Origin of the sequence: Xanthomonas sp. NCPPB 3583 (assembly GCF_041475715.2) — a bacterium.
In the GTDB taxonomy this organism is placed as follows: Bacteria; Pseudomonadota; Gammaproteobacteria; order Xanthomonadales; family Xanthomonadaceae; genus Xanthomonas; species Xanthomonas euvesicatoria.
On sequence record NZ_CM191263.1, the window covers coordinates 1,139,227 to 1,156,765 of the forward strand.

The following is a 17,539-nucleotide window of genomic DNA, read 5'->3' on the forward strand; positions in this document are numbered from 1 at the left end:
TAAGAGGCGGCGCTGATGTCATTTCACCGCCTGCGTGCCGCTGCGCAGCATGGCATGCTTGCTGTTCAGCTGTGCTCAACCGGCCAGGAGATCGTCGTGACATACCCCCGTTTCCGTTTTGCCTCCCTTCTTTGCGCCTTGCTGGTCCTGGCCGGGCCGGCTGGCGCGCGCGAGATCGGGCTGCTCAACGTAAGCTACGACCCCACCCGCGAGTTCTACCGCGACTACAACGCCGCCTTCGCCGCGCAGTGGAAACAGCAGCACCCGCAGGACACGGTGACCGTGGAAACCTCGCACGGCGGCTCTGGCAAGCAGGCGCGCGCGGTGATCGATGGCATCGAGGCCGACGTGGTGACCCTGGCGCTGGCCTACGACGTGGATGCCATCGCGCAGAAGGCCAAGCTGATCGATGCCGATTGGGAAAAGCGCCTGCCCGACAACAGTGCGCCGTATACCTCGACCATCGTGTTCCTGGTGCGCAAGGGCAACCCGAAGAACATCCACGACTGGCCGGACCTGCTGCGGTCTGGCGTAGCGGTGGTGACGCCGAACCCGAAGACCTCCGGAGGCGCGCGCTGGAACTATCTGGCCGCCTGGGCGTATGCCGACCACATCTTCAAGGGCGACCGCCAGCGCATGCTGCGCTACATGCAGGCGCTGTTCCGCAACGTGCCGGTGCTGGATACCGGCGCACGCGGTGCCACCACCACGTTCGTGCAGCGCGGCATCGGCGATGTGCTGCTGGCCTGGGAAAACGAAGCGCTGCTGGCGCGCGAGGAACTGGGCAAGGACAAGTTCGAGATCGTGGTGCCGAAGTTGTCGATCCTGGCCGAGCCGTCGGTGGCGCTGGTGGACAAGAACGTCGACAAGCATGGCACCCGCGAGGTGGCCGAAGCCTACCTGCGCGATCTGTATGCGCCTGAAGGGCAGAAGCTGGCAGCCAAGCATTTCTATCGCCCGCGGCATCCCGAATTTGCCGACCCGGCCGACATGGCGCGGTTTCCGGACATCAAGCTGGTGACCATCCAGCAGGCGTTCGGCTCATGGGAGAAGGCGCAGCAGGAGCACTTCGCCGACGGTGGCGTGTTCGACCAGATCCAGGCCAACAAGTAGGCGATGTCGATGTCGGTTGCACCCCACCCAGCGCCGTCATCGCGCCGACGCGTGATGCCGGGGCTGGGCCTGAGTCTGGGCATCACCCTGACCTGGCTTGGCCTGATCGTGCTGATCCCGCTGCTGGGCATCTTCATCAAGACCAGCGGTCTGGGCTGGGAGGGCCTGTGGCGGGTATGGAGCGAGCCGCGCGTGCTGTCGGCGCTGCGGGTGAGCTTCGGCACCGCGTTTGCGGCCGGTGCCTTCAACGCGGTGATGGGCACCTGGGTGGCCTGGGTCTTCGTGCGTTACAGGTTCCCGGGCAAGCGCTTTTTCGATGCGGTGATCGATCTGCCGTTCGCGTTGCCCACCGCGGTGGCCGGCATTGCGCTGACCGCGCTGTACGGCGGCAACGGGTGGGTGGGGCGCTGGCTGGAGGCGATCGGGATCAAGGTGGCTTACACGCAGCTGGGAATCGTGCTGGCGTTGGTCTTTGTGGGCCTGCCTTTCGTGGTGCGGGTGGTGCAGCCGGTACTGGCAGAGAGCGATCGTGAAATGGAGGCTGCCGCCGCCACGCTGGGTGCCTCGCGCTGGCAGACGGTATGGCGGGTGGTGCTGCCGGGGCTGTGGCCAGCGGTCCTGACCGGGTTTGCGCTGGCATTTGCGCGCGGCGTGGGGGAGTACGGCTCGGTGATCTTCATTGCCGGCAACCTGCCCAATTCCACCGAGATCGCCCCGCTACTGATCACCATCCGGCTGGAAGAATTCGACTACGCCGGCGCCACTGCCATTGCCGCGGCCATGTTGTTGCTGTCGTTCGTGATCCTGCTGGTGGTCAATACGCTGCAGGCACGGCTGCTGCGCTATCAACGGAGGCCCGTATGAACGATGCCGTTTCATCTCTGCCTTCCATGTTGCCTACCCACGCCATGACCAAGCAGGCGCGCCGCATCAGCGATTCGGCCACCAATGAGCCGCGCTGGGTGCAATGGCTGATGATCCTGGGGGCCGTGCTCTTTCTGCTGGCGTTCTTGCTGCTGCCGCTGGTGCTGGTGTTCGCCGAGGCATTGCGTGGCGGTTGGGAAACCTTCCTGCGTGCGGTGGTCGACCCGGACGCGTTGTCGGCGATCAAGCTGACCTTGCTGGTGACGGCGATCGTGCTGCCGTTGAATCTGGTATTCGGCGTGGCCGCGGCGTGGGCCATCAGCAAGCATCAGTTCTGGGGCAAACGTCTGCTGGTCAGCCTGATCGACCTGCCGTTTTCGGTGTCGCCGGTGGTGGCAGGCTTGATCTTCGTACTGATCTTCGGCCGCAGCGGCTGGGCCTGGCCGCTGATCGACGAAGGCTGGCATGTGCAGCTGCCGGTGCTGGGCGAGTTGGTAATTCAGCTGCCGCGGATCGTGTTCGCGTTGCCGGGCATCGTGCTGGCGACCACGTTCGTGACATTCCCCTTCATCGCGCGCGAACTGATGCCGCTGATGGAGCAGCAGGGCAGCGACGAGGAACTGGCGGCACTGAGCCTGGGCGCGAACGGCTGGCAGATGTTCTGGCGGGTGACGTTGCCCAATATTCGTTGGGGCCTGCTGTATGGCGTGCTGCTGTGTGCGGCGCGCGCGATGGGCGAATTCGGGGCGGTGTCGGTGGTGTCCGGGCATATCCGTGGACGCACCAATACGCTGCCGCTGCATGTGGAAATTCTCTACAACGAATATGCCTACAGCGCCGCATTTGCCTGCGCGTCGCTGCTGGCACTGACCGCGCTGCTGACGTTGGCGCTGAAGACGTATCTGGAATGGCGACACGGCGATTCGCTGGCCGCCAACCACCGCCATTGAGGTGACCATGGGCATCCGCATTCACCGCCTGCGCAAGCAGTTCGAGACCTTTACCGCGCTGGACGACATCAATCTGGAAGTGCGCCAAGGCGAGTTGCTGGCCTTGCTTGGGCCCTCCGGCTCGGGCAAGACCACGCTGCTGCGGATCATGGCCGGGCTGGAGCATGCCGATGGCGGCCAGGTGCTGTTCGGCGATGAAGATGCCACCCGCATGAGCGTGCAATCGCGCCGGGTCGGCTTCGTGTTCCAGCACTACGCATTGTTCAAGCATATGGACGTGTTCGAGAACATCGCGTTCGGCTTGCGCGTGCGCCGCGGCAACGCGCGTTGGGCCGAAGCGCGCATCCGTGCGCGCGTGGAGGAATTGCTGGCGCTGGTGCAGCTGCAGGGCCTGGAGCAGCGTTATCCCACCCAGCTCTCCGGCGGCCAGCGGCAGCGCGTGGCGCTGGCGCGCGCGCTGGCGATCGAACCGCGCGTGCTGTTGCTGGACGAGCCATTCGGGGCGCTGGATGCGCAGGTGCGCCGCGACCTGCGCCGTTGGCTGCGCGAGTTGCACGAACGTACCGGCCTGACCACCGTCTTCGTCACCCATGACCAGGAAGAAGCCCTGGAACTGGCCGACCGCGTGGCCATCCTCAACCGCGGCCGCATCGAGCAACTCGACACGCCGGCCATGATCTACGACAAGCCGGCCTCGCCATTCGTGTATTCGTTCGTGGGTGCGGTGAACCGTATCCCCGGGGTGCTGGCGCAGGGGCAGATCCAGGTGGCTGGGCACGCACTTCCCCTGCCCAATGCCTCGCTGGCTGCAGGGCCGGTGGAGGTGTATGTGCGGCCGGAAGATCTGGTGCCCGACGAGGCGGGCTGGCCGGCGACGGTAGCGTGGTCGCAGCGCAGCGGGCCGCGCCTGCGGCTGCGCGCAACGCTGGAACCGGCGGGCAACGAAGTGGAGGTGGAACTGCCGGCCTCTGCCGGTAGCTTTCAGCCAGGGCAGCAAGTGCGCTTGGCAGCACGGCAGTACGGGATATTTCCCGCGTAAGCGGGCGCCGGCTGAGATCGCAGGGCGCGGGAATGGATGTGCGAGGCGCGTTTCGCCTTTGCTGTGACCAATTCCGCTGCCCGATTTCAACCCGAACATCAAGATTCGGCGCAAGCGGTCGATGACATCGACACCTGATTCGCGCATGGGCTCTTGAGTGTGTGCGCTGGATCAAGCGAACGCGACTTTCATGTTGCGCTGCAATGACAGTTGGACTAATAAGTCCTTGCAGCCTCGCTTCGCGCCATCCCACCGTTCATCGCTCCAGGAGATGCCCATGAAGTCGTCCCCGCTCGCTTGTTGTCTTTCGTTACTCCTGTTGGGCGTTGCACCGCTTGCGCAGGCGCAGGACGAAGATGCGTCTACATCGCCGTTCAGCGGCACCTTCGCGGTGACCAGCGATTACCTGTTCCGCGGTATTTCGCAGACAAATGAAGAGCCTGCGTTTCAGGCCGGTTTGACCTACAAGACGCCATTCGGGTTGTACCTGGGGACCTGGTCGTCCAACGTCGATTTCGGCGCCGGCGACCCGGATTGGGAAGTGGATGGTTTCGTCGGCTACAACACCGACCTGGGCACCCACTGGAACTTCGACGTCATGATCAACCGTTACCAGTATCTGGGAGCGGGCGCATCCAACTACGCCGAGTTGATCACCAAGACCACGTTCCTGAAGACCTATAGCGTGACGGTCGCCTACACCGACGATCTGTACGGCAGCAAGACCGATGGCTATTACTACGCCTTCGATGCCAACTGGACGTTGCCGTACGACTTTACGCTCGGCGCGCACGCAGGGCACAGCGTCTACACCTCGTCGCTGAGTCAGGTGGACCACGACTACAACGATTTCGGCGTCAACGTCGGCAAGACGTTCGGCCCGCTGGGTTTGAGCGTGGGTTATTACGACACCAGCAAAGCCGCCGAATTCGGCTTCGGTCGTCAGAATTCGCAGAACCATCTGGTGGCAACGGCGACCGTCACCTGGCCGTGATGGCGACTGATTGAAGCGACTCTGACAACGTGCAGAGTCGTCGTCATGCGGGAAGCGCCGACGCACTGGGTTGTCTGCTCTGCGTCCAAACCAGGTCAAGACTCGAGGCTTGGCTGGTTCGATTCTTGAATGACTGCAGCTTGTGGATCGATCACTTGCGGAGCTGCCGATCGGCGGCCGCCTGCAGGGTCCTTGCCGCCCACCATCGCGCAGCACGCGGCACGTGCGTCCGTGCAAGCTCCGTGGCGTTGTCCATGCCGCCAAGGGTCCCGCGACGGTGAGCGGGCAAGGACCAGTTGAGCTGGTCGGTGCGTCGAGTTCCAACGAGTCGGTCAGTAGACGGTCTGCCGCGGTGTGTTCGTTCTTCAATGAATCCACCAGCAAACTATCCGGTGCGGTGTCCTTGCCGATTGCGGGACCGTTGGCGGCATGGATGCCGCCATCGAGCCTACATGGACGTACTTGCGGCGTGTCCCGCGAGCGGCGAGGGCACCGCGCAATCGGCCCACTAGGCTTTTATCCAGACCCTAGCCGCCCCCGCGTTGCTTGAGACGCTTCGCCAGCTCCTGAAAATCGCTCGCAGCATTCGTCAGCAAGCGCATGTCTTAAAAACGCAAAAGGCGCCTCGCGGCGCCTTTCGCAGATCTGCAGTGTCAGCCGATCAATTCCAGCTCAGCACGACCTTGCCGGCCTTGCCTTCTTCCATCAGGTCGAAGCCTTTCTGGAAATCGTCGATCGGCAGCTGATGGGTCAGCACCTTGTGCAGCGGAAAACCCGACAGCACCAGCTGCGTCATCTTGTACCAGGTCTCGTACATCTTGCGGCCGTAGATGCCCTGCACGGTGAGGCCCTTGAAGATGATCTTGTCCCAGTCGCAACCGGCGCCACGCGGCATGATGCCGAGCATGGCGATCTTGCCGCCGTGGTACATGCAATCGAGCATGTCGTTGAACGCACGTGGGTTGCCGCTCATTTCCAGGCCCACGTCGAAGCCTTCCATGTGCAGGTCGGCCATGACGTCCTTGAGCGAGGTCTTGGAGACGTTGACCACGCGCGTGGCCCCCATGTCGGCCGCCAGCTTGAGGCGGAAATCGTTGACGTCGGTGACCACCACATTGCGCGCACCGATGTGCTTGCAGATGCCGGCGGCAATGATGCCGATCGGGCCGGCGCCGGTGATCAGCACGTCCTCGCCGATGACGTCGAATTCCAGCGCGCAGTGCGCGGCGTTGCCGTAGGGGTCGAAGAACGCGGCAAGCTCGGACGGAATCTGGTCCGGGATCGGCCACAGGTTGCTGGCCGGCATCACCATGTATTCGGCGAAAGCGCCGTTGACGTTGACACCGATCCCGACCGTGTTGGGGCACAGGTGCGGACGGCCGCCACGGCAGTTGCGGCAATGGCCGCACACGATGTGGCCTTCGGCCGACACCCGCTGGCCGACCTGATAGCCGGTCACGGCCGAACCGAGCTCGGCCACGCGGCCGACGAATTCATGACCGATGGTCAGGCCCGGCCTGATCGTGCGCTGGCTCCATTCGTCCCACAGGTAGATGTGCAGGTCGGTGCCGCAAATGGCGGTCTTTTCCAGCTTGATCAGCACCTCGTTGGGGCCGGGCGTCGGCACTGGCACCTGTTCCAGCCAGATGCCCTTGTTCGCTTCGCGCTTGACCAGCGCCTTCATCGTCTGCGCCATCTGGCGGAACCTGCTGAGTGAAAGTAAGCCGGCGATTATAGGCGTCGCGGCCTGTATGCCATGCGGCGGTGCGGGAATGGACGTGATGCGGCCCTGGATCCACGGTGGGGCAGGGCCGGTCCGGCCCGTGCCCGTTGCGACGAAGCTGGCGCCTCGGCCCAGGATGGGAACCACGCTCCAGACCTGCCGCCGCCTGCCAGGGCTAGCGCGTTGGCCAAACGGCAGGCGTGCGTCATCGGCGCCAGCACCGCTCCAATGCTTGTCAGCCGCGCCTAGAACTTCACATCCAGGCTCATGAAGTACTGCCGCGGTGCGCCGACCACCATGGTCTGGTTGTAGCCATCCGGATCGGAGGCGACATAGCCGTTGGTGCCGGTGCTGGCGAAGTAGCGCTTGTCGGTGAGATTGCTGATGTTGAGCGCCAGCGCCACATCGGCCACCCCGCCGACACGGCCGAAGTCGTAACGTGCCCCGGCATTGAACAGCCAGTAGGACGGCACCTGCGAATCGTTGAGGAAGGTGATGTAGCGCTTGTCCACGTACTTGCCGTCCAGATCCAGGCGCAGGTTGCCGATCTGGTAGCTGGCGCTGGAAGAGAACATCAACGCCGGGATGCCCACCACGTCCTTGCCGGAGGTGGCGACCACGCCGTTGTTGAGGTAATCGTCCTGGTAACGCGAGCGATTCCACGACAACGAGTTCAACCAGCTCACTCCTTCGGTCGGGCGCCACATCAGTGCCAGATCCGCGCCGGCGCTGTGCACCGCACCGACGTTGCTCAGGATCGAAGCGCAGGTCTGCACCGCGGTGCACGGCGAGGTGGTCAGCAAGCGGTTGGAGAACTTGGTGAAATAGGCGTCGGCCGAGAGCTGGAACTGCGCATCCTGCACGCGGTAACCCACCTGCACGGTCTGCGATTGTTCCGGTTCCAGCGTGGAGCGGCTGCGGTCGAACGCCGCCTGCGAGGTGGCGAACGGGGTGAAGCCGAACGCCGCGATGTTCTTGCTGTAGGACGCGTACAGGTCCTGGCGTTCGTCGAGCTTGTAGTTGATGCCCACCTGCGGCAGGAAATTATCTTCGGCGCGAATGCGTCCTTGCGCCAGTGCGGTGGTCGGCACCAGCGATTGTGCGCGCGTGGTGGTGCTGAGCGCCTTTGCGCCGTAGTTGAGGGTCAGACGGTCGTCGAGCAGGCGCACGGTGTCCTGTAGATACAGCATGCGGGTCTGGGTGGTGTAGCGCTGCAGGAAGTCGCGACGGAACGGGGTCTGTGCCTCGTATACGTTGTACAGCGAGGTGTAACCTTCGTTACCAAGCGCGAAGTAATTGCGGCCCTGCATGGTGCGCGCGTTTTCTGCCCATGCGCCCACTTCCAGATCGTGGTTGCCCCATGACCACTTCAATGCGCTGGTACCGCCGAAGCGATCCAGGCCGTAGTCGGTGGTGCGCATCGACAGCGGCATCTGCGCGGAGGTGGGCACATACGGTGTCACCCATTGGCCTTCGCCACGATTGCCGTGGTAATAGCCGCTGGCATCGAGCGTGGCGCCGCCGAACACGAACGTGCCCGACAGGCCTGCCAGGTTGTCGCGACGCAGTCCGCCGCCAGCGTAATAGCTGGCGTCGAGCCAGCTGTAGTCGCTGGGCAGGCCGGCCAGCGATTGCGGGTAGCCGTTGGCCACGCCGCTGGTGGCCCCGGTGTTCTGATACGCGCGTGCCATCTGCACGGCGGTGGCCCAATCCGGCTGCAGGTAATCGTAGTCCCAGCCGAGCGCGCGCTGGCTGGTCAACGACAGATCCATGTAGTCGTATTCCTTGCGCCGCGAGGTATCGACGAACAGGCTCAGGCGGTTGCCGTCGCCCCATTGGTACACCGTCTTGAGATTGGCCTGTTCGGATGTCTGATCGCCATAGCCCTTCCATTTGTCGGTGCTGGCATTGGCATACGACAGATACGCCGACAACCCATCGCGATCGCCGGTGTCGGCGCGCACAAAGGTGCGGCGCGTTGCATCGCTGCCCACCGTCTGCACCAACCGTGCGCCAGGCGTGGTCTGCGGGTCGGCCGAGTAGAACTGCATGGTGCCGCCGAGATTGGTGTTGGACGCAGTGCCTAGTGCACCAGCGCCTTGCGCAATTTCCACCGAACCGAGGTTTTCCGAAATGATGGCGCGCGTAATGTGCAGGCCATTGGTCACGCCATAGCTCATGTTGCCCAGTGGAATGCCGTCGAGCGTGTAACCCAGGCGGCTTTGGTCGAAGCCATGCAGGGTCACCTGCGTGGACCATTCGTAGGTGCCGAATGGATCGGCGGACTGGAACTGCACGCCAGGCAGTTTTTCCACTGCCTTGAATGCGCTGCTGCCGGGCGTCAGCTGCTCGATGTCCTGCTGGCTGATGCGTTGCACCTGGCGCGTGCTGCCTTGCGACACCACATTGATTGCATCCAGTTGCGTTGCATTGGCGGCGTCGGCCACAGGTGTCGCTGCCTCCGCTGCCGGAGCAACGGCAACCGGCTCAGCCGGCGACGCGGCCTGCGAAACGACGGGAAGCAGCGTTGCCAGGGCAAGCGCCAGCGGTGTGACATGAAAGCGACGAGCGGAAGTCATGGGGGAGTCCTGTTCGGCCACGGCTGAGGGCGGACGCACGGTGCAAAGCCGGCGTTTCGCGACGCAGGGTGTCAACGGCTCATGAAACATTGATGACGATCGCTGTCGCAAAACTGTCGCGCTCGCCCGCTATACGTGTCGTGTCCAACCGCGCTGCGCGGTGAAAAAAGCACCATTTTTTGCAGGTTCTGCCGCCATGACCTCTTCCTCTTCCTCTTCGCGTCGCGATTTCCTCAAGCGCGTCGCTGCGCTCACTGCTGCCGGCGCCTTGCCGTCTTCGATCGGCCGTGCGCTCGCGCTGCCGGCCAACGCGCGGACCGGCACGTTGCGCGATCTCGAACATGTGGTGATCCTGATGCAGGAAAACCGCTCGTTCGATCATTATTTCGGCGCGCTACGTGGCGTGCGTGGCTTTGGCGATCCGCGCGCGCTGCAACTGCGCGATGGCCATCCGGTATGGAGTCAACCCACGTCCGATGGACGACGCTTGCTGCCGTTCGCGTTCGATTCGCAACATACCTGCGCGCCCTTGATCAAGAGCCTGGATCATTCCTGGAAGGCCGGTCACGGGCAGGACCCGGCACGCTGGGCCGAATACGATGCGTGGGTGCCGTACAAGGGGGAATTGACGATGGGATACTTCCAGCGTCACGACATCCCGTACTACCACGCGCTGGCCGACGCGTTCACCATCTGCGACGGCTATTACTGCTCGCTGCACGGGCCGACCAATCCCAACCGCATGTATCTGTTCACCGGTACCAGCGGCCCAAGCGTGGGCAACGTCGGCGCGCAGGCGGTGACCAATGCCGACGATGGCAACTGGACCGCCGACATGGCGCGCGACAAGCCCGGCTACGCAGCACTGCAGTGGACCACGTACGCGCAGCGTTTGCAGGCTGCCGGCGTGGACTGGCGCGTGTATCAGGAATACGACAACTTCGGCTGCAACTCGCTGGCGTACTTCTCGCACTACCGCGATCTGCGCACCGACGACGAACGGTACCGGCGTGCACGTGCGTGCGTGCCCGGGTCCACCGCGGACAATGCCGCCACCACCCAGGCCGAGCATCTGGTCGCGGCGATCGCTGCCGATGTGCAGGCCAATCGCCTGCCGCAGGTGTCGTGGGTCATCCCGCCCACCGCGTACTGCGAACATCCCGAAGCGCCGCCTGCCTATGGCGAGTCGCTGGTGGCGCGTCTGATCGATGCGCTCACCGCCAATCCCGAGGTGTGGGCCAAGACGGCACTGATCATCAATTACGACGAGAACGACGGCTTCTTCGATCACGTGCCCGCGCCGTTGCCGGCAGTGGACGCACGCATGGGGCGCAGCAATGTCGACACGCGTGGCGAGGTCTACGATGGCGTGCCGATCGGCCTGGGCATTCGCGTGCCGATGCTGGTGATCTCGCCGTGGACGCGTGGTGGCTGGGTCAACTCGCAGGTGTTCGATCACACCTCGGTCCTGCGTCTGCTGGAACGCCGCTTCGGCGTGGCCGAGCCGAACATCAGCCCATGGCGGCGTGCGGTCAGTGGCGATCTCACCAGCGTGTTCGACTTCCGCAAACCGGACGATTCGGCGTTGAGCGCATTGCCGTCGGTCGAGGACTATCGCGCACGTACCGCTGCCGTGCGCGACAAACCGCTACCGTCGGTGCCTGCCGCCGCAGCGATGCCGCGGCAGGAACCGGGGCAACGGCCGGCGCGCGCACTGCCGTATGCCTTGCAGGTGCATGCACGCGTGCAGGAGGGCGCCCCCGTGCAGTTGCAGTTCGTCAACAGCGGCGCGGCGGCCGCGGCGTTCAACGTCTACAGCAGCGCGGCCAGTGGCGGCCCCTGGTATTACACGGTGCTGCCCGGCACGCAGCTGGAGGATGCGCCGGTTGGGGCCACGCACGCGGGTGCATACGCCTTGCGCGTGCACGGGCCGAATGGCTTCTTGCGCGAGTTCTCCGGGCAGGTGCCAAGTGCCTCTGCGCCATCGGCCGCGCCATGGGTGGAGGCGCGGCAGGAGGGCGACGCCTTGGTGCTGGAAATCGGCAATGCCGGGCAGCGCGCCTGCACCGTGCAGCTGCGTGCGCTGGACTACGCAGACCCAGATGCGCGCACCTTCCCGCTGGCCCCAGGTCAGCGCGAGACCATTCGCCTGGCGCTTGCCGCCAGCGATCACTGGTACGACCTGGTGGTGGAACAGCCGGGCAGCGCTTTCCGCCGCCGGCTGGCCGGGCATCTGGAAACCGGCAGGCCCAGCCGCAGCGACCCCGCGTTCGGCCGCGTCTAGGCGGGCGCCCGGCCACGGTAGCTGCAGGCGAACCGCGGGCGCCTGCTGCGCGGCATACGTGCGTGCGTGGGGAAAGGGCGCGCGCCGATCCTGTCATCGGTCGTGGATTTGCCAGCAGACGTTGGCGTTACACTGTAACGACAATAACCCTTGGGGCTGTCGATGCGTCCGAACCTGTTCGCTGTTTCCGTGCTGGCCACGCTGGCTGTCGTTTCGTCTGCACAGGCGGGCGAGGGGATGTGGGTTCCACAACAGCTGCCCGAGATCGCCGGGCCCCTCCAGCAAGCAGGCTTGCGGCTTTCGCCGCAGCAGCTGGCCGACCTGACCGGCGATCCGATGGGCGCCGTGGTCGCCCTGGGTGGTTGCACCGCCAGCTTCGTCTCGCCGCAGGGTCTGGTCGTCACCAACCACCACTGTGCCTATGGCGCGATCCAACTCAACTCCACCGCGCAAAAGAACCTGATCAAGGACGGGTTCAACGCTGTACGTCCCGCCGACGAGCTCAGCGCAGGTCCCAGTGCGCGTATCTACGTGCTCGATGCCATTACCGACGTCACGGCACCGGCAAGGGCAGCGATGGCCACTGCAGGCGACGATGCGCTCAAGCGCACGCTGGCCCTTGAGGATTTCAGCAAGCAACAGATCGCGTCCTGCGAAGCGCAGCCGGGTTACCGCTGCCAGTTCTTCAGTTTTGCCGGGGGCAACGCCTACCGGTTGTTCAAGAACCTGGAGATCAAGGATGTGCGCCTGGTCTATGCACCGCCCGGCAGCGTGGGCAAGTTCGGCGGCGACATCGACAACTGGATGTGGCCGCGCCACACCGGCGATTTCTCGTTCTATCGCGCCTATGTCGGCAAGGACGGCACGCCTGCTGCCTACGCCAAGGACAATATGCCCTACCAGCCCAAGCACTTCCTGAAGTTCGCCGACCAGCCGCTGGGCGCTGGCGACTTCGTGATGGTGGCCGGCTATCCGGGCCGCACCAATCGCTACGCGCTGGCTGCCGAATTCGACAACACCGCTAGCTGGACCTACCCGGTGGTCGGCCAGCAATTGAAGGACGTCATCGGCCTGATCGAACAGGCAGGCAAGCAGGATCCCGACATCCAGGTGAAATATGCCAGCACCGTCGCCAGCCTCAATAACTCCGCCAAGAACTTCGACGGGCAACTGGAAGGTTTCAAGCGCATCAATGCGCAGGCCACCAAGCAGGCCGACGAAGCGGCCGTGCTGGCCTGGCTCAAGGGGCGGGGTGCGAGCGGGCGTAATGCGCTTGCCGCGCACGACACCTTGGTCAAGCTGCTCAAGCAGACCCAGGCCACGCAACAGCGCGACTTCGTGCTGCGCCAGTTCGACTCCACCGGCACGGTGGGTGCCGCGGTGACGCTGTACCGGCTGGCGCTGGAGCGTGCCAAGCCCAATGCGCAACGCGAATCCGGGTACCAGGACCGCGACCTGCCGTCGATCGAAGCGACGATGAAGCAGATGGAGCGCCGTTACGTGCCGGCCATGGATCGTCAGCTGCAGCAGTACTGGCTCAGCCAGTACCTGAAGCTGCCGGCCAACCAGCGCATCGCCGCGCTGGACCAGTGGTTGGGCGGTCGCGATGCGGCGGCCGTGCAGGCGGCCGTGGGCAAGCTCGATGGCACGGCGTTGGGGAGCACGCAAGCGCGGCTGACGTGGCTCACCGCCGACCGGGCCGCCTTCGAAGCCAGCACCGACCCGGCGATCCAGTACGCCGTGGCGGTGACACCGGCCCTGTTGCAGATCGAGCGCGAGGACAAACTGCGTACCGGCGAGCAGCTCAAGGCGCGGCCGGTGTATCTGCAAGCCCTGGCCGACTACAGGAAGAGCCGGGGCGAATCGGTCTATCCGGATGCCAACCTGTCGCTGCGCATCACCTTCGGCAACGTCAAGGGCTACGCCCCGAAAGATGGCGTGGCCTACACACCGTTCACCACCGTGGAAGGGGTGGTCGCCAAGGAGACCGGCGCCGATCCGTTCGATTCGCCCAAGGCCTTGCTGGATGCGGTCAAGGCCAAGCGCTACGCCGGGCTGGAGGACAAACGCCTGGGCTCGGTGCCGGTCAATTTCCTGTCGGACCTGGACATCACCGGCGGTAACTCCGGTTCGCCGGTGATGGACGCGCAAGGCAAGCTGGTCGGCCTGGCATTCGACGGAAATTGGGAGTCGGTGAGCAGCAACTGGATCTTCGATCCGGCAATGACCCGCATGATTGCCGTGGACAGCCGCTATCTGCGCTGGATCATGACCGAGGTCGCTCCGGCGCCACAGCTGTTGAAGGAGCTAGGCGTGCGCTGACGCGGCGCCGGTGCGGCAGGGGTTATCATGCGGTCCCGTTTTCGCTGCGGCGAGCGGGCCCCTCCCCCAAGGAACTCCCAGCGCATGCGCATCCTGCTTGCTCGTCACGGCGAGACGCCGTGGAACGCCGAAGGCCGTTACCAGGGCCAGATCGATATTCCGCTTTCGCCGGTTGGCGAAGGCCAGGCGCGCGCATTGGGCGAACGGCTGCACACGCTGCAGATCGACCGCGCGGTGGCATCGCCGTTGTCGCGTGCGCAGGCCACTGCCAAGGCCGCGCTGGGCGCGTCGCGTCAAGCGCTGCTGCAGACCGATGCCGACCTGCAGGAAATTGCGCACGGCGAGTGGGAGGGCCTGCTGGCCAGCGAGATCAACGACAAGGACCCCGCACGTCTGCGCGCCTGGCGCGAAGAGCCCGATACCGTGTTGATGCCGGGTGGCGAATCGCTGCGTCAGGTGCTCGATCGCAGTTGGCGCGGCCTGGTGCGTGCCACCGATGGGCTGGGCGCGCACGACACCTTGCTGGTGGTTGCGCACGATGCGGTCAATCGCGTGATCCTGTGCAAGATCCTGGGCCTGCCGTTGTCCAAGCTATGGAGCTTCCGCCAGGCCCCGACCACGCTGAACCTGCTCGAAGGCGATGACGTGGAGCATCTCGAAGTGGTGCGCCTCAACGACTGTGCGCATCACACACCGTTCTTTGGTGAGGCAAAGCATCGGGCGTTGTAAGGCGAGGCAAGGACGCTGTATCGCCAATGACACGCCATGTCGTTGCAGGTGCCAAAATGCCGAACGTCGTTGATACACGCTTGCAGGTTTGGGTGAGTTGGTGGAACAGGCCTCGGTGCGGTTGCGTAGTCAACGCTCCGTGTCGGGGCTGCGTCTTGGGGTGATCGCTAAACGTCCTGGGATGCGCTGGTGACGGCGTTCGCCACCATGCGCGATCAACCGAGCTGCGTCGTACTAACCAAGCACGCGCGATACATCCAACACCGACGTGGCGTGCGTTGCGCAAGCGCAAATGGCGATAATGTGCCCCTCTCTGCGCAGCCCTCCCCATGAACGCAACCGACTCCCTCTCCGCCTGGCTCGCCTATATCGAGCAGCAGCATCCCAGTGCCATTGCGATGGGCCTGGAGCGCGTGCGCGCGGTTGCGGCGCGGTTGCAGCTTGCCGCGCCGGCCACGCATGTCATCGTCGTGGGCGGCACCAATGGCAAGGGCTCGACGGTGGCCTTCATCGAGGCGATCGGGCGTGCTGCCGGCTGGAAGGTGGGGGCCTACACCTCGCCGCATCTGCTGCGCTACAACGAGCGCGTGCGCATCGATGGCGAAGAGGCCAGCGACGCGCAGCTGGTCGACGCGTTTGCAGCGGTCGAAGCAGCACGCGGCGACACCGCGTTGACCTATTTCGAGTTCGGTACGCTGGCGGCGCTGTGGTTGTTTCAGCAGTCGGCGCTGGAGTTGGCGGTGCTGGAAATCGGCCTTGGCGGGCGCCTGGATGCGGTCAACATCGTCGATTCGGATGTGGCAGTGATCACCACGGTCGATCTCGACCACACCGACTGGCTGGGCGAGGACCGCGAGGCCATCGGCGCCGAGAAGGCCGGCATCATCCGCGCATGGAAGCCGGTGGTGCTGGGCGAGATCGACCCGCCGTCCAGTGTGCTGCGTCGCGCCTACCAGCTGGGTGCCAATGCCATCCGTGCCGGCAGCGATTATTTCTTCGAGCCGATCGACACACGGCACGCCGAGAGCCCGCAATCCGACGCGCCGCGCTGGCGCTGGCGCGATGTGGCAGTGACGTTGGAACTGCCGATGCCGGCACTGCGTGCGCCAGTGCAGCTGGCCAACGCCGCTGCCGCGATCGCCGCGTTGCAGGCATTGCCGGTGGAAGTGCCCGACGCGGCCTGGGCGCAGGGCATCGGCAACGCGCAAGTGGCCGGGCGACTGCAGCGGCTTGAGGTCAATGGCGTACAGGTACTGCTGGATGTCGGACACAACCCGCAGGCCGCACGCGCGCTGGCCGCCGCGCTCGGTACGCAGGCGCATGCCGGCCGCACCTATGCGATCTACGCCGCATTGGCCGACAAGGATGTGCTGGGCGTGGTGGAGGCAGTGGCTGGGCAGATCGACCACTGGGCGCTGGCGGGGCTGGAAGGCGCGCGCGGCCAATCGGCGCAAGCATTGCATGCCCGTCTGCAAGGCAGTGCCGCCGCGCAGGCGCCGTGTCATCGCGATGTTGCCAGTGCAGTGCGCGCGGTCCTGGACAGGGCCAGCCCCGGCGACCGCGTGCTGGTGTTCGGCTCGTTTCACACCGTGGCCGACGCGCTCGACGCACTTCATTCAGCCCGCTGAGGTCGTCGGGGTGGCGCCGGCCTTATAATCGCCGCGGCACCCCGCCACGCCGCCTCTCGTCTCTTCCGTGGATACTGCTCTGAAACAGCGACTGATTGGCGCCATCGTTCTGGTGGCGCTTGCCGTGATCTTCCTGCCGATGCTGGTCAAGGGCCCCGCGCCGTCGAGCGGTGTGGCCGATGTACCGCTCGAGGCGCCCGCAGCGCCCGCCAATGGCGAGTTCGAAACCCGCGAATTGCCGCTGGTCACTCCGGGCAATGCGCCGGCCGGTGGGGCGCTAGGCATGGCCGGTGCGCCGGCGCCGGTGCAGAACAACCTCGATGCCGCCGATCTGGCCGCTCCGTCCAGCACGCCCTCGGCTCCGGAAGTGGCTGCCGGCAACTACGCAGTGAATTTTGGTGCATACGCCACCAGCGCCGACGCCGACGCGGTGATTGCGCGGCTCAAGCAGGCGCAATTGCCCGGCTTCAGCGAAAAGACCCAGATCAACGGCCGCCCCGCCTGGCGCGTGCGCGTGGGGCCGTATGCCGACCAGGCGCAGGCCGAATCGGCCCGGCTGCAGGCAGTGAAGGTACGCAGCGACGTCAACGCCCAGGTGGTGACGTTGGACGCCAACGCCGCCGCGCCGGCGCCTGTCGCCAGCGCACCGGCGCCTGCGCCTGCCGTCAAACCCAGCAGCAGCGTCGCCGCCGCCAGCACCACCGCACCGACCAAGACCGAAAGTCTGCCGCCGGAGCCCGCCAAACCGGTGGCCGCCGCGCCCAAGCCGGCCGAGGTGGCCAAGCCCGTGCCGGCCAAGCCTGAGGTCACCAAGCCCGCCCCCGCCAAGCCCGAGCTTGCCGCCAAGCCTGAACCCGCCAAGCCGGTGGCCACCGCGCCGGCAGCGCCTGCGGCCAGTGCGGTCGGGTTTGCAGTGCAGCTGGGCGCGTTCGGTCGTGCCGAAGATGCCGATGCCTTGCGCGACCGCGTGCGCGCTGCCGGCTTCAGTGCCTTCGTCGAACAGGTGCGGACCGACAAGGGCGCGTTGAACCGCGTGCGCGTCGGCCCGGTCGCCAATCGCAGCGATGCCGAACAGTTGCGTGCCCAGGTGGCAGCCAAGGTCGGTATCTCCGGCATGGTGCGTCCGCATCCGTAACCGCCATGCCGGCCGCAAGCAAACGCGGCCGCCGCGCAGGTGGCCGCCGCTCGTACACTGCACTGCCGGCGGACCGTCACGTGTCTGCCAACTGCCTGCACTGCGCGCCTGCAGCTGCTGGATTTTCCAACGCCTCGCACCCATGGAGGGGAGGGCAATGACGACCGAGCCCCATTGCA

12 protein-coding genes are annotated in these 17,539 nt (G+C 65.2%); 10 read left to right on the forward strand and 2 right to left on the reverse strand.

What is annotated here, in order from left to right; translation table 11 throughout:
* Window positions 1-15 precede the first annotated feature (15 nt).
* From ACCQ07_RS05090 to ACCQ07_RS05110, 5 genes are all read left to right on the forward strand, one after another.
* Complete coding sequence (locus ACCQ07_RS05090; protein ID WP_057681044.1) at window positions 16-1,113, forward strand: sulfate ABC transporter substrate-binding protein; 1,098 nt, start codon at window positions 16-18, stop codon at window positions 1,111-1,113.
* 3 nt (window positions 1,114-1,116) lie between these two features.
* Window positions 1,117-1,977 (forward strand): sulfate ABC transporter permease subunit CysT, encoded by an 861-nt coding sequence (gene cysT, locus ACCQ07_RS05095; protein WP_011346559.1) that lies wholly within the window; start codon window positions 1,117-1,119, stop codon window positions 1,975-1,977.
* The gene (cysW, locus tag ACCQ07_RS05100; protein ID WP_011346560.1) at window positions 1,974-2,927 is read left to right on the forward strand and encodes a sulfate ABC transporter permease subunit CysW; all 954 of its coding nucleotides are present in this window, start codon (window positions 1,974-1,976) and stop codon (window positions 2,925-2,927) included. The genes cysT and cysW overlap by 4 nt, the downstream gene beginning before the upstream one ends.
* 7 nt (window positions 2,928-2,934) lie before the next feature.
* Window positions 2,935-3,966, forward strand: a complete 1,032-nt coding sequence (locus tag ACCQ07_RS05105; protein WP_011346561.1) for a sulfate/molybdate ABC transporter ATP-binding protein — start codon at window positions 2,935-2,937, stop codon at window positions 3,964-3,966.
* 277 nt (window positions 3,967-4,243) lie between these two features.
* Window positions 4,244-4,960, forward strand: coding sequence for a TorF family putative porin (locus ACCQ07_RS05110; protein ID WP_011346562.1), 717 nt, complete (start codon window positions 4,244-4,246; stop codon window positions 4,958-4,960).
* 661 nt (window positions 4,961-5,621) lie between these two features.
* On the opposite strand, the gene tdh is transcribed toward ACCQ07_RS05110, so the two are convergent.
* Together tdh and ACCQ07_RS05120 are read right to left on the reverse strand one after the other, a co-directional pair.
* Window positions 5,622-6,656, reverse strand: a complete 1,035-nt coding sequence (tdh, locus tag ACCQ07_RS05115) for an L-threonine 3-dehydrogenase (RefSeq protein WP_008571638.1) — start codon at window positions 6,654-6,656, stop codon at window positions 5,622-5,624.
* 272 nt (window positions 6,657-6,928) lie between these two features.
* Window positions 6,929-9,352 carry a TonB-dependent receptor gene (locus ACCQ07_RS05120; RefSeq protein ID WP_081029550.1) on the reverse strand — a complete coding sequence of 808 codons (2,424 nt, stop codon included), beginning with the start codon at window positions 9,350-9,352 and terminating at the stop codon, window positions 6,929-6,931.
* Window positions 9,353-9,458: 106 nt separating this feature from the next.
* On the opposite strand from ACCQ07_RS05120, the gene ACCQ07_RS05125 reads away from it, so the two are divergent.
* The 5 genes from ACCQ07_RS05125 to ACCQ07_RS05145 all read left to right on the forward strand — a co-directional run bounded on the left by ACCQ07_RS05125 (window position 9,459) and on the right by ACCQ07_RS05145 (window position 17,360).
* A complete protein-coding gene (locus tag ACCQ07_RS05125) occupies window positions 9,459-11,546 on the forward strand; it encodes a phosphocholine-specific phospholipase C (protein ID WP_209242030.1) in 2,088 nt (695 codons plus the stop codon).
* A 237-nt stretch (window positions 11,547-11,783) separates the two neighbouring features.
* On the forward strand, window positions 11,784-13,868 hold the full coding sequence (locus tag ACCQ07_RS05130) for a S46 family peptidase (RefSeq protein WP_170922818.1): 2,085 nt from the start codon (window positions 11,784-11,786) through the stop codon (window positions 13,866-13,868).
* 84 nt (window positions 13,869-13,952) lie between these two features.
* Complete coding sequence (locus ACCQ07_RS05135; protein WP_008571633.1) at window positions 13,953-14,597, forward strand: histidine phosphatase family protein; 645 nt, start codon at window positions 13,953-13,955, stop codon at window positions 14,595-14,597.
* Between the two features lie 329 nt (window positions 14,598-14,926).
* The gene (gene folC / locus ACCQ07_RS05140; RefSeq protein ID WP_008571632.1) at window positions 14,927-16,225 is read left to right on the forward strand and encodes a bifunctional tetrahydrofolate synthase/dihydrofolate synthase; all 1,299 of its coding nucleotides are present in this window, start codon (window positions 14,927-14,929) and stop codon (window positions 16,223-16,225) included.
* Between the two features lie 67 nt (window positions 16,226-16,292).
* Window positions 16,293-17,360: an SPOR domain-containing protein gene (locus ACCQ07_RS05145; RefSeq protein ID WP_372363844.1), complete on the forward strand. Its 1,068-nt coding sequence runs from the start codon at window positions 16,293-16,295 to the stop codon at window positions 17,358-17,360.
* The last annotated feature ends 179 nt before the right edge of the window (window positions 17,361-17,539 follow it).

Excerpts from the sequence above, each read along its gene's own strand:
- tdh (WP_008571638.1), bottom strand. The coding sequence starts at position 6,656 with ATGGCGCAGACGATGAAGGCGCTGGTCAAGCGCGAAGCGAACAAGGGC.
- ACCQ07_RS05105 (WP_011346561.1), top strand. The coding sequence starts at position 2,935 with ATGGGCATCCGCATTCACCGCCTGCGCAAGCAGTTCGAGACCTTTACC.
- ACCQ07_RS05135 (WP_008571633.1), top strand. The coding sequence starts at position 13,953 with ATGCGCATCCTGCTTGCTCGTCACGGCGAGACGCCGTGGAACGCCGAA.
- folC (WP_008571632.1), top strand. The coding sequence starts at position 14,927 with ATGAACGCAACCGACTCCCTCTCCGCCTGGCTCGCCTATATCGAGCAG.
- cysT (WP_011346559.1), top strand. The coding sequence starts at position 1,117 with ATGTCGATGTCGGTTGCACCCCACCCAGCGCCGTCATCGCGCCGACGC.
- ACCQ07_RS05110 (WP_011346562.1), top strand. The coding sequence starts at position 4,244 with ATGAAGTCGTCCCCGCTCGCTTGTTGTCTTTCGTTACTCCTGTTGGGC.
- ACCQ07_RS05120 (WP_081029550.1), bottom strand. The coding sequence starts at position 9,352 with ATGTTTCATGAGCCGTTGACACCCTGCGTCGCGAAACGCCGGCTTTGC.
- cysW (WP_011346560.1), top strand. The coding sequence starts at position 1,974 with ATGAACGATGCCGTTTCATCTCTGCCTTCCATGTTGCCTACCCACGCC.
- ACCQ07_RS05125 (WP_209242030.1), top strand. The coding sequence starts at position 9,459 with ATGACCTCTTCCTCTTCCTCTTCGCGTCGCGATTTCCTCAAGCGCGTC.
- ACCQ07_RS05090 (WP_057681044.1), top strand. The coding sequence starts at position 16 with ATGTCATTTCACCGCCTGCGTGCCGCTGCGCAGCATGGCATGCTTGCT.
- ACCQ07_RS05130 (WP_170922818.1), top strand. The coding sequence starts at position 11,784 with ATGTGGGTTCCACAACAGCTGCCCGAGATCGCCGGGCCCCTCCAGCAA.